Here is a 12,572-nt window from a genome sequence, read left to right on the forward strand (position 1 = left end):
TCAAGGTATATAGGAACCATAACTAGTAGTATATGTTTGGCATTTATTTGCTTCTATCTAATAGCACCTGCGTTAGGCGTGGAGAAAATTGGCATTAACCGCGCGCCTCAATCACTGGAAGAGCAATCAACGCTTAGTACGCAGGCAGAAAGACAAGAGTGGGTAAAAACTGTCTTATCAGAACGATTTAATTTAAGTAAAGAGAGCGCACTTCACACCACTTCAGAGCAGCAACTACATTCCTTTAAAATAGTTGCAGTAAACCAAACATATCAAAATGTTCCGGTAGTTAATTCAGCATCTCGTTTGGTTTTAAATGCGCGACATCAACCTATATATATATTAGGCACACATAGTAATATTGAGCCCTTAGAACCAGCGACCGCCACATTTAATAGTGAACAAGCACTATCAACACTAAGCATTGCAAATGGGGCTGATGTAGCATCGAGGCTCGTATATTGGCCTTCGCCGCAGGGCCAGCATATTTTGGCTTATGAATTTGAAGGAGAGTTTAGCTCCTCGTTTGGCTACGCTCTTTCTCAACGTGTATTTGTCAATGCTACCACAGGTAAAGAATTGGACCGGGAGCCTTTATTTCACACTGCCATGCACCGCCAAATCAACAACTTTTCCGCAGCTTGTGAAGAATTCAAAGTTAAATTTCCACTTATCCCACCGCTAACCGATAGAGTTGAAGCGCGTGCAATGAAAACCCATGCGCGAACAGAAGGCAGCGCACCTAGTAATGATGATTCTGTAGAAACCGCATTTGCATTACTAGGTAATGCCTATGAGTTTATGGATACCGTGCTCGGTATGGATAGTATTGATGGGAATGGCTTGCGCTTAAATATGTTTATCAACGTTCACTTTTTAAAGGGCATGCCTACTATTCAGTGTTATGGCGATGTATTCAATGCCATGTGGATGTCGAGAAAACAGTCACTATATGTGCCGAAAGAGGGGCTTAATTACATTGAAATTACCATGCATGAATTGGCACACGGCATTGTTTCAAACGGCAGTAATCTGGAATACTCTTTTCAATCAGGCGCGCTGAATGAATCTATAGCCGACTCAATCGGCATCGCCTTTCGCATTTGGTTAGAGCATGCTAACAAGCAGACAAATTCAACTAAAATTCCCAGAGAGTATTGGTTATTACGAATGCCTTCGGGTCCAGAAAGAGACTTAGCCGATCCTAGTTCGCTGAGTTTTGGAGAGAGTGCCTACCCAGACCATATGAATGACTTTCTGAATTGGCCGATAAAGAAAGACCGAGGCGGTGTTCATATAAACTCTTCCATAATGAATATGGCATTCTTTTTAATGGCTAACGGGGGCAAGCACCCACGCCATTCCAGTACGAGTACCGTAACCGGCATAGGATTATACCCAGCAGTACGCATTGTTGCGCAAGCGGCTTCAAAATTACTTGTTCAAAATGCTAACTTTGAAGATGCGCGCTTTGCGTATGCTTTAGCCGCCGAAGCTTTGCACGGTAAAGGCTCAAAAGAGTGGGTAGCGGTACATCAAGCGATGGATGCAGTTGGTGTGACGGGAGCATGGAGCCCGCCTCTAGAAGTTCCAGAGCCACAGCCAGTACCTGTACCCACTCCCGAGTCTGAGCCTTCGCCGGAGCCAGAGCAAGAGTCACAACCTGTGCCTCAGCCAACAACGCCCCCACCAAAAGCAGAGGAACCTTTGGAAACAAATGACAGAGTCCATACGTCTAATAACGAAGCCGATAACGACCAGCTCGTTATAATTTTGATTCTAGGGAGCGTAGGTCTTTGTATTGCTTTGCTAGCGCTTTTTAAATTAAAGCCGGCGTATAGCAGAAGCGAAAGCCCCAAAGGTTATTCAGCTGAAAATACGCAAATAAATACGTCAATGGGTAACTCAGCAGCTTCCCTCAATGCTACGCCGGACAACCTTGCTCCCAGGCCATCTAAACAGCAAAAGGGAAATGTTAACAATAGCGGAAGTGAGGTGCATCAGCAGGCTTCGCCTTATTACTTACAATCCCTTGAGGGTAACCAAAAACTCAATATTTCTTCTTATAATGTATCGAAAGGTGAAGGGTTTGTTATTGGTAGGTCGCGAGAACTTGTGCACTTGCAACTTCGAGATGAGCGAATTTCCAGACGTCACCTAAGAATTAAGTCTCATAGCGATTACTTTACGGTTGAAGATTTAAACTCAACCCACGGTACCATGCTGGACGGAGAACGACTTAAAGCCTTTTTACCAGCACCTATTAAGCACGGACAGCTCCTTCGTATTGCTGACTTTAGCTACGTATTTAAAGTTAGTTAATCGTAATACTGCGAGCGCCACTATATTTTAAAAAGAGAATAAAATGGCAGGATCACAAGCAGTCAGCGTTAAAATAGTGTCTTTTAGAGGCATAGAATCAGAATTTGTCTTATCTCAAAATGGGGACTACGATATAGGTCGTTCCGACACTTGCTTCGCCAGCGTTAATGCCGAACTACTCTCCCGTCAGCATTTAGTTATTCGCTACCTCGATGGGCGCGTTTTTGTTACCGATAATAATAGTTCCAACGGCAGCATCATCGGCGACTTAAAATTAGTAGGCGGTCAACCTTATGAAGTGCAGCTTCCTAGTACGATTTTATTAGCGAATGGCAGCATCCATGTCGAGCTATGCTATTCAACGTTAGCCTCTACAACCTCACATACTAATTCTTCAGCACCACAGGTTTCACCAACAACTTCCCAGCCCCAACTTGGGCCTGTCACTCATAGTGGCTCTGAAAATAACGAACTTCATCAATTACTATTAACCCGTGGGCAAGTACTCATTGGTCGCTCTTTCGACTGCAATTACGTTATCGACTCCCTTCAGGCATCACGAAAGCACGCTTTACTCGCGTTAGCTGATGGCCAGATAACATTAAAAGACCTTGATACCACCAACGGTACGTTCGTAAATGGTGAAAAAATTAGTGGCTCAGTGAGTATCTCCACTACTGATGAAATCACCATTGGAACCACGACGTTTGCTATTGAAAGCGGTAGAGTTGAACTTGAATACGCTATCGTGGCAGATAACATAGAAAAAGTGTACGCCCGTGGCGTTGTTGGCCTAAATACCATGAGCTTAAAAATTCCGAGTAAGCAATTTATTGCCTTAATGGGGCCTTCTGGCTGTGGAAAATCAACCTTACTGAAAGGCTTAAACGGTGCCAACCCTGTAACCTCTGGGGCTATTACCGTACAGGGGTTAAAACTAAATAATAGTAATTACAACACGCTCAAAAAGTATATTGGCTATGTGCCCCAAGACGATATTGTTCATGGGGAATTAAGCGTCGAAAGAACCCTCTTTTACGCCGCCAAATTGCGTATTTCCGACGATGTTACGAAGCGGGAAATTAAAGATAAAATAAGCACAGTGCTGGCAAGTCTAAATCTGGATACCGACGCTATAAGAAAAAGTAAGGTCTGTGATCTATCCGGGGGACAGAGAAAACGGGTATCTATTGCGGTAGAACTGCTCAATGACCCTAAAATATTATTTTTGGATGAGCCCACCTCTCCTTTAGATCCAGAGACCATTGAAGATTTCCTATCCTGTATTAGACGGTTAGTGAGCAAGGGGCAAACCGTTATCATGGTCACCCATAAACCCTCCGATTTAGACTATGTTGATCAAGTTATCTTTTTATCCAAGGGAGGGTATCAAACCTATTATGGTGATAAGAAGCAGCTTCTAAACCATTTCGAAAAAGACAATATTATTGAAGTGTATTCCATGATGAAAAACCCAGAAGAAGGCCAACAGTGGTATCAACATTGGGTTAGCCAAAATCCTGCGTCTGCCCTCGAAGTAAAGCAAGAAGTACTCGCGAAGAAATCAAACACTGCTCTGATTGGTCAGTTTTTTTGGCTCTCAGTGCGTTATTTCAATATCAAGATTAATGACCACGCAAATTTGCTTTTGTTACTCGCGCAACCACTCATTATTGGTGGGTTACTTGTTTTTATATTTAGTAAACTTCAAGTGAGCGTGATGTTTATGATGGCAGTATCTGCGGTTTGGTTTGGGGTAAGTAATGCAGCTAAAGAAATAGTCTCTGAGCTCCCCATCTACGAACGGGAGCGCATGTATAACCTAAATATCTTCAATTATATTGCGTCTAAGCTAACGGTACTGTCGATTATCGCTTGTATACAAGTGGCTATATTTATCGCTATAACGCATCTTGCGTATCGCAGCGTAAATGGGGATGCCAATGAAGTACAACTTTGGAGTGTTAGCGCAACAGCGCTGTTTATGCTGTTGTTGTCGGTTTCAGCCACCTTATTTGGCCTCTATCTATCCGCAGTATTTACCACCACTGAAAAGGTCATGACTTTTGTACCTATTGCCCTTATGCCGCAAATCATGCTGGCGGGAATTATTGCGCCGCTAGACAATAATATAAAAGTTCTGCTCAGTTACCTTACGTTAGGTAGGTGGGGAACTGAAGGGTTTGCGCATATTCAGGATGGTGCAGCCAGAGAGCTGGAAAAGTGGACGAATGAAAAAGCGGACATACCCGCTTCCGTTATGGTGCGGGTATTCAATCCACCCGCAGCCACAAACAAAGGTGATGCAACAGAATTTGCCACCCAAGGCGCAATGCAGCAACTTAATTTATACAATGACAATACTGAAATGGTGAGCTTGTTTCCAGAGAGTTTTACTGGTGTACTTATCGCTATTACGCTAATAAACGTGCTCGCGTTTGGCGGGTTGTTACTCGCACTTCGTAGTAAAGACAAACGATTTATTTGAACCGTGTGTGTACCGCTAACTAGCAGCAGGTAATGTTACCTGCTGCTACAAAGTCACTATGCTTTGCTGGTTGGCGCTCTGCGTGAGCTAGGTTTACCAGCGTTAGAGCGACCTGAACCGCCAGGCTTACCAGAACCACCCGGTCTACCCTGCCCTCGAGGTCCGTTTCGGCTACCAGAACGACGCGCGGGTCTGTCGCCTTGACTATTGCCGTTACCGTTGCCACCTTGAGATTGACGTGGGCGCTTAGGCTTGTTTGGCTTCTTAGGCGCTGACAATGTGGTTTCAGGTACTTTAGCTTGAGGCTCAAAGCCTTCAATAACTTGACGAGGAAGCAGTTGTTGAATAAGGGTTTCAATATCTTTAAGTTGGTCTAGTTCATCAACACTAACAAAAGACCAAGCTTGACCACTCGCTCCTGCTCTGCCCGTTCTACCGATACGGTGAACGTAGTCAGCAGGCGTGTTTGGCAAGTCGATATTAATAACGATAGGAAGCTCGTTAATATCGATACCACGGGCTGCGATATCAGTCGCTACTAGCACATCAATTTCGCCACTTTTAAACTCAGACAGCGCCTTAGTACGCGCACCTTGGCTTTTATTGCCATGGATTGCTGCACTTGGAATACGCGCTCTACTCAGCTTGTCTGCAATACGGTTAGCGCCATGCTTAGTTCTGCTAAACACTAACACCTGTTTCCAACCATTTTGCTTAATTAGGCTAATTAAGGCCGCTGTTTTTTTAGATTTGTCGATAGGCACTAAATGCTGCTGAACCGTTTCAACGGTAGTATTAGCAGGTGCCGTAGACACTTTCTCGGGATTGTTCGTAATCGTTTGCGCCAGCGTGGTTATCTCAGAAGAGAAAGTCGCTGAGAACAATAAAGTTTGACGCTTAGTAGGCAACAATTTAAGAATGCGTTTTATGTCATGAATGAAACCCATGTCGAGCATTCTATCGGCTTCATCCAACACCAAAGTTTCGAGTTGGCTGAACTTAACCGCGTTTTGTTGGTATAGATCAAGCAAGCGACCTGGGGTGGCGATAAGTACATCAACACCTGAACGTAAGGCTTTCATTTGCGGGTTAATACCCACACCACCGAAAACCACTGCAGTTTTAAGTGGCAAAAATTCGCTAAACGATTTTACGTTTTCTTCCACCTGCGCCGCGAGTTCACGGGTTGGCGTTAAGATAAGTGCGCGAACACAATTAGATGCAGCGGGTCTGCCATCTAGTAAACGATGCAGCAAAGGCAAAGAGAAGCCTGCTGTTTTACCTGTACCTGTTTGCGCTGCTGCCAGTATGTCTTTGCCTTCAAGAATAATGGGAATAGCTTGCTGCTGAATGGGTGAAGGCGTTGTATAGCCTTGTTTTTCAACAGCTTGTAGTAGCGGGGCAGCTAGGCCCAACTCAGAAAAAGACATGGATAACTCCTGGAAATAAAAATTAGGTTACGCAACGTAACCGGTCTGCGCTGAAGGGTTATCAGTCTGAAGCAGGTGTAAAACGGTAAAGTTCGTAATGTGAAACGCGAGAGGGACTTGCAATAGTAATTATACAAGCAGAAACAATTATCAAATTAAAATAGTACCTACAAAATGCGGGCGCATACTACCACTGTTTGGCCTCACTCGCTAGGTTAATTTTTAACCTCGACGATAAGATCACATACTATGAAGGCATGGGTAACGTAGCCGTGGCTTTACCTTTCACTTTATAGCGCGCATTACATTGTGCATAGCGCTATGCAATCGCCAAATCCGCGAGAAGCGTCTATTGAAAACTACTCTTGTGTCTAATTGAATTAATTTAAGAAATCGACATAATTGTGCACAAATAAACCTATTTTTAAACTGGTAAATTGGTTTAGTAACGTTGTTAACAAGCCTTTTGCCAGCGAAATCTATTAGCCAGTATTATACTAACGTTAAATGTCTCGTTATATGCATTAACGTCGTCATTTACTAATAAAAAATAATTAGGCATTAAATGACATCTGGCATTATTAATTAACTTGAGTTTCTTGATTGAAAAGTCTTCGTTCCGACATTGCACTTACATCTATAGCTTCTGTTGCGATTATCAGTGTTTTGATAATGGCTTTGTCTATTCGTGTTTACGAAACCTTGTATCAAGATTTTGTTGCCTACCAGTTTGATGCTCTGGCTGAAAATATGGCGATGGATTTATTGCCCGTCATTAATTACAGCGCAGGAAGCTTTGACCAAACCCAAGTGCTGCTCAGGTTAGACAAATACGAATACGTTGAGTTTGCTCGTATTTACAACGAATACGATGAATTGGTCAATCATTACGTTGGTAACCCCAATATCGATAATGGGTCATCTTCCACTCCGGTTGTTGATGAAGCTAATTACCTTCATTTAGACAATGGCTTTCACACCATTAATAACAACATCTTTGTTATTAAAACGATTGGTGAAGTGGATCTTCCTATGGGAAAGCTCGTTTTATCCTACGACATTCAACATCCTCTTGCCGAAAATCGCTGGAAATTTATTGGGCTAGTCTCGCCTGTCGTCCTCATTCTTCTTCTCATCACCGTCATAACGACTGTGCGCTTACAAAGACGTTTGCTTACCCCGCTGACTTCGCTAATTGCGAAAATGAAAAAAGTCGAAAAAGAAGCTAACTACGATGTAAAAGTGTCGGAAGAAGGCAAGTTTGAAATTGCCTCACTTGGCCGCGGCTTCAATAGCATGATGCTGCACATAAAAAATCAGATAGACATTAATAAGCGCAAAACCCTGTTGCTCGAAAGACAGCAGTCTCAAATGGAGAAGCTTGCCAACTTCGATACGCTAACAGGGTTACCCAACAGACAATATCTAATGAAGAGCTTATCGATTGAATTGGCTCGTGCCAAAAGAGAAAAGTCCCAAGTTGCTCTTATGTTTCTCGATTTGGATGGGTTTAAGCAAGTCAACGACTCTTATGGCCACGATGCTGGTGACAAACTACTTTGCGGCATTTCATCTGAAATATCTGATGCTATGCGCGATGGCGACATAGTGGGTCGTCTTGGCGGCGATGAATTTCTTATTATCTTAGTGGGTAACCCTACGAACTCACAACTAGAAGCAATAGCGAAGCGACTCATCAGTAAAATAACCAAGTTGGATCATATTGATGGTTGGCGAGTAGACCCTAGCGTTAGCATAGGTATTGCCCTCGCTACCGACAGTGATTACGCCGCGTCCACGTTAGTCACAAACGCTGATGTGGCTATGTATAAAGCGAAAAACGAGGGCAAAGGTCGTTACGTTTGGTTTACTGCGTCGATGCAAGAGGAAACTAGACGCAAAATTCAGGTGGCTACTCACCTTCCTCAAGCCATCGAGAACAATGAATTCCATTTAGTTTATCAAGCTAAAGTCAACAGTAAGGGGAAAGTGGTAGGTTTTGAGGCCTTATTGCGCTGGTTTGACAACGAGCTTGGTAATATTTCTCCCGCTGAGTTTATCCCCATAGCCGAGCAAAGCGACAGAATTTCAGAAATTACGCTTTGGGTGATAGTCCAAGCTTGTTTAGAGATACCCCATATATCGGAGCACTATGGTGAAGATATTAGAGTTTCAATCAACCTTTCCGCTTACGATTTAAAAAACGTTCATGTGACCGAGTTTATTTTAGAGGGGTTACGTTCCGGTGGGATACCCAGAAATAATGTGGAATTTGAAATCACCGAATCGGCTTATATGAATAATTTCTCTATCGCAAATGCCTTTTTAGCCGAGCTTAAAAAAGAAGGCTGCAAGATATCCTTAGACGACTTTGGAACGGGTTACTCATCATTAAGTTACATCACAGAGTTTAACATCGACACGCTTAAAATAGACCGACAGTTTGTGAGTCAAATTGGCACATCAAAACGTTCTGAACTTATCACTATCACCATTATCGAAATGGCGAAAAACCTGAATTTAAATGTATGCGCTGAGGGTATTGAAACCCACGAACAGTCCGCTTTTTTAACCGAGAATGGTTGCAACATTTTGCAAGGTTTCTTATACAGCAAACCTATCCCCCTTGACGCTTTGTTTTCGCAAGAAGAACAGGCTTTATTAAACCTAGCAAACTAAATTGATATATACACCACGGTTAGTCCATTAGGAATTGATGTTCCCTCTGGTAAATAGCCAACACTAGATTCATGTTCTATAAGAAAAGTGACCATTTCTTCAATATTGCTAACATTCGAAGGTGGATTACTGCGCCCACTGAATCGCATTTGCGCCCAGAATGACTGAATTCGGGATTCAGGCAACCCTATAACTTGAGTATTAAAGACTTTTCGAATATGGGTACCAGATTCAAATTCTACGGGTGACAACCCATCGAGAGAGCCTCCCATAAACAAATTGCGTATTTCGCTTTTGCTAAGCTGAAGCGTTGACTCGGCTGAATTAGCCACCACCAACACACGTTCACGTGCGTGCGCTATATGGGCAAGCACTGTCGAAGATAAGAGTACGATTAACACTAAGCAACGCATCAAAATACCCACTCTACGCCCACTTGATAGAGACTTGCGCGCCTATCAAAATCAGCATTTGTAGGAGGAACATAAAACAACGATGTTTTGTCCTCTTTCCCCTTCAAAAACGAAACTTCAGTTTTAAACGCAAGGCTAGTACTGTAATCCCAACGAACACCAAAGGTTAAAGAATCTAAGTCATCAGTAGGAAATAAAGCATTAATGGAATCAACTGAGGTTGATAATAAATCGAGTAACGGGCTCACCCCTAACGGGATGGTATTTTCAATACTGTTCTCGTCCTGACGTGACCTTGATATCGTAGCGTGAAATAACAACGAGTTATAATAACGCCCTAGTGTTAGGTAATAGCTTTTGATACCAGATAAAACATCAAGATCAGAATCTACCGACATTAATTCTGCGCTAACAAACCAATCCAGTGACGTGTAGCCTGCACCAAACTCATAAACGGATACACCGTCGTCTAATCTAAATTTTGCAGCAAGTTCCTCGAATCCAGCCGAGGTGAGCCCCTCCACTAATTGATCGATTAGCACGCTATTATCGACAACTTCAGTTACTCTCATAAAAGACGAGCGAAAATGGAACCCATCATAAGTCAGTGAAAGCACCGCACCATAAATATCGTTGATATCAACATCAAAGGCGTCTTGGCCTGAGAAAAGTTCGCCATCAAAATCTCCCCAATACCCCTCAATCTCTAGTCCAACGTTTTTAAATTGTGTTTTGTGTCTTACGTTCAAGCCTTCGTAACCTGAATAAAAAAGCCGTCGACTATAAACTTGCTCAGGTGCATTAAGCCAAGGGTAAGAAAAACCTACATCAATAACATCGGAATACTTGAGTACAGGTAATCGAAGTCGTCCAACATTGAACTGCCACGATGATGAAGGTTGATAGGTAAGATAAAGCCAATCTAATCCTGAATCTCTATCTGCCCCTGTGTGGAGTATTCCCTGAGCAGAAATTGAAAACTGACTATTAATCGCATAATCGGCTTGCAGTGCGATGAGTGAATCTTCAGAAAAGCTCCACGAGTTATCGTAATTTGCATAAGACGCTTCGCTTGTGGAGAGCTGACCACCTACGACCCTAGCAAACCCAGAGAACGTTAGATCGCGATGGGTATCTGCAATCGCAAAAGAGGTAAAAAGGGCTAAGGTGAGCAAAGCAGCAGTGATATATTTCAGCATCCAGGTCATAACTCAGTAAATATCAATAGCAGACCAAGGCACGTTAGCTAGCTGCTGTTTTAGTTATATAATTAATAGAATAGGCGCCAACAATCACCAGCCTGTCTAGATAGTAGGAAATATTTACGTAGCCTATAAAACTACTGGATACGACGCTGATTAGCACTAATCTGTTGTAAAAATAACGGTGAGACTGTCTGGAAGCTCAACACCTTCAGGTAAATAACCAATGCTGGCTTCGTTTTCATTTAAGTAACTTATCATCTCGTCAACACTGTCCACACTGGTGGGCGGTTTATTCCTGCCGCTGAACTTCATCTGTGCCCAGTAAGACTGAATTCTAGATTCAGGTAGCCCTATAACATGAGTATTGAAGATAACCCGAATATGGGAGCCGCTCCCAATTTCTACAGGAGCAAGGTTAGATTCCGATACCCCACCCATGAAGATATTTCGGATTTCCCCCTTACTCAAAGAAACCGGTTGATCAGCTAAATGCGCGACCACTACCACTCGCTCGCGCCCTTGGGCAAATGCACAAAAGATAAAGGAGATAATGAATACAGCGAAAACAGATTTCGACATTAAAATACCCACTCCATACCTAACTGATAAAGTGTGGCTCGCCGGTCAAAATCAGAATCAATGACATCTAATTCAAAAAACGATGTTTTACCTTCTTTTCCTTTCAAAAGTGAAACTTCCGCTTTAAATGCTAGATTGGTTCGAAAATCCCACCGGGCCCCTAACGTTAATGAGTCTAAGTCATCCGTTGGGAAGTACGTTTTTACTTCCTCCACAGCGAAATGAAGCGCATCAAGTTGCGGTGCAATACCAACAGGTATCGTGTTTTCAATATCGTTCAATGACTGGCGAGATGAGCCCACCGTGGCATGTAATAGCACTTCATCGAAGTAATAACCGAAAGAGACATAAAAACTGTCGATACCGCCTAGAATGTCTAAGTCTGATTTAACCGACATCCATTCAGCAGAAGCAAACCAATTCAGCGAGTCGTAACTGATACCGAATAAATAAGAGGTGGCTCCGCCGTCAATATCTAAGATATCTGCAGTGTCGGAAAAGCCTGCTGCTCTTAAGCCTTGAATTAATGGGTCCAACTCGGTTAAATCGGTGTCGGTATCGTTCGCATATATAGTGGCAGTTCGAAATTGAAAACCTCGGTAACTTAGCTCTACTACTCCGCCATACATGCCATCGACAGTAACATCAAAAGCCGTTCCGCTGGAGTGTATCTCGTCGCTGTAGTTCCCCCAGTAAGCCTCTACGGAATAGGCGATCTCATTAAAAGAACCTAAATAACGCGCATTCACCCCTTTGTACTGAGAAAACAGATAGCTGCTGTAAAGTTGCTGCGGCGCATTTAACCATGGATAAGCGAAACCAACATCTATGACATCAGAATATTTCAAAAAAGGCGTGCGTATTTGTCCAAGATTAAACTGCCAAGATGCGTTAGGTTGGTAGGTTAAATATAACCATTCAATACCTGATTTTCTCGTCTCATCGCTATGCCATAATAACTGCCCAGAAAGAGAAAAGTGATCATTGAGAATATAATCGGCTTGCAGCGCCGCCAATGATTTTTCAGAAAAGCTTACCGAATTATCATAGCCCTCGTACTTAGCTTCATCGGTAGATAAGTAACCGCCAACTAAACGCGCAAACCCAGAAAATTGTAAATCATTTGAAGTTTTGGCGAGGGTTCCAAAGGAAGTGAAACTCGCGATTATAAGCAGTAGTGTGAACCGACTAACCAATGGGAAACCTTATAAGCAAATAAGTAGTAAATTAACTATCACAAGCATCTTGTGATTATTAACCTAAAATCCACTTTTCGCCAGTTTAGGCAGTAAGTTAAGAGATTTTTTTTGCAGGGAGATAAAATGCGCTACCAGAAGTGAAAGTGAACCCCTCACCCTGGTAGCAATTTGTAGAATAGATGATTTCTTTTACTATTTAACGTCTAAGGCCTGTTGATCTTTGCTGTACACATTTCGCTCAGCAATACATCGGCAGC

General features: G+C 42.8%; 8 protein-coding genes. 3 read left to right on the forward strand and 5 right to left on the reverse strand.

The features are described from left to right. Window positions 1–36: 36 nt before the first annotated feature. Together AAC006_RS16495 and AAC006_RS16500 are read left to right on the forward strand one after the other, a co-directional pair. Complete coding sequence (locus AAC006_RS16495) at window positions 37–2,322, forward strand: M4 family metallopeptidase (RefSeq protein ID WP_339350396.1); 2,286 nt, start codon at window positions 37–39, stop codon at window positions 2,320–2,322. A 43-nt stretch (window positions 2,323–2,365) separates the two neighbouring features. Next, a complete protein-coding gene (locus AAC006_RS16500) occupies window positions 2,366–4,810 on the forward strand; it encodes an ATP-binding cassette domain-containing protein (RefSeq protein ID WP_208806260.1) in 2,445 nt (814 codons plus the stop codon). Window positions 4,811–4,866: 56 nt separating this feature from the next. Here the strand turns inward: AAC006_RS16500 and AAC006_RS16505 are convergent, their stop codons facing one another. After that, window positions 4,867–6,240 (reverse strand): DEAD/DEAH box helicase, encoded by a 1,374-nt coding sequence (locus AAC006_RS16505; protein ID WP_339350393.1) that lies wholly within the window; start codon window positions 6,238–6,240, stop codon window positions 4,867–4,869. Between the two features lie 672 nt (window positions 6,241–6,912). Between AAC006_RS16505 and AAC006_RS16510 the strand changes: the two genes are divergently transcribed. After that, on the forward strand, window positions 6,913–8,919 hold the full coding sequence (locus AAC006_RS16510; RefSeq protein WP_339350391.1) for an EAL domain-containing protein: 2,007 nt from the start codon (window positions 6,913–6,915) through the stop codon (window positions 8,917–8,919). Here AAC006_RS16510 and AAC006_RS16515 read toward each other — a convergent pair. The 4 genes from AAC006_RS16515 to AAC006_RS16530 form a co-directional block, all read right to left on the reverse strand. After that, complete coding sequence (locus tag AAC006_RS16515) at window positions 8,916–9,320, reverse strand: hypothetical protein (RefSeq protein WP_260563495.1); 405 nt, start codon at window positions 9,318–9,320, stop codon at window positions 8,916–8,918. The two genes, AAC006_RS16510 and AAC006_RS16515, sit on opposite strands and share 4 nt — an antisense overlap. Before the next feature lie 11 nt (window positions 9,321–9,331). Next, window positions 9,332–10,540 (reverse strand): hypothetical protein, encoded by a 1,209-nt coding sequence (locus AAC006_RS16520; protein ID WP_260563496.1) that lies wholly within the window; start codon window positions 10,538–10,540, stop codon window positions 9,332–9,334. A 156-nt stretch (window positions 10,541–10,696) separates the two neighbouring features. Beyond that, complete coding sequence (locus AAC006_RS16525; protein WP_013782686.1) at window positions 10,697–11,116, reverse strand: hypothetical protein; 420 nt, start codon at window positions 11,114–11,116, stop codon at window positions 10,697–10,699. After that, on the reverse strand, window positions 11,116–12,312 hold the full coding sequence (locus AAC006_RS16530; protein ID WP_208806258.1) for a hypothetical protein: 1,197 nt from the start codon (window positions 12,310–12,312) through the stop codon (window positions 11,116–11,118). The genes AAC006_RS16525 and AAC006_RS16530 overlap by 1 nt, the downstream gene beginning before the upstream one ends. Window positions 12,313–12,572 lie beyond the last annotated feature (260 nt).

This window comes from uncultured Alteromonas sp. (assembly GCF_963976965.1).
Taxonomy (GTDB): domain Bacteria; phylum Pseudomonadota; class Gammaproteobacteria; order Enterobacterales; family Alteromonadaceae; genus Alteromonas; species Alteromonas naphthalenivorans.

Coding starts and splice junctions, on each gene's coding strand:
- AAC006_RS16500 (WP_208806260.1), top strand. CDS start 2,366: ATGGCAGGATCACAAGCAGTCAGCGTTAAAATAGTGTCTTTTAGAGGC.
- AAC006_RS16505 (WP_339350393.1), bottom strand. CDS start 6,240: ATGTCTTTTTCTGAGTTGGGCCTAGCTGCCCCGCTACTACAAGCTGTT.
- AAC006_RS16510 (WP_339350391.1), top strand. CDS start 6,913: ATGGCTTTGTCTATTCGTGTTTACGAAACCTTGTATCAAGATTTTGTT.
- AAC006_RS16520 (WP_260563496.1), bottom strand. CDS start 10,540: ATGACCTGGATGCTGAAATATATCACTGCTGCTTTGCTCACCTTAGCC.
- AAC006_RS16525 (WP_013782686.1), bottom strand. CDS start 11,116: ATGTCGAAATCTGTTTTCGCTGTATTCATTATCTCCTTTATCTTTTGT.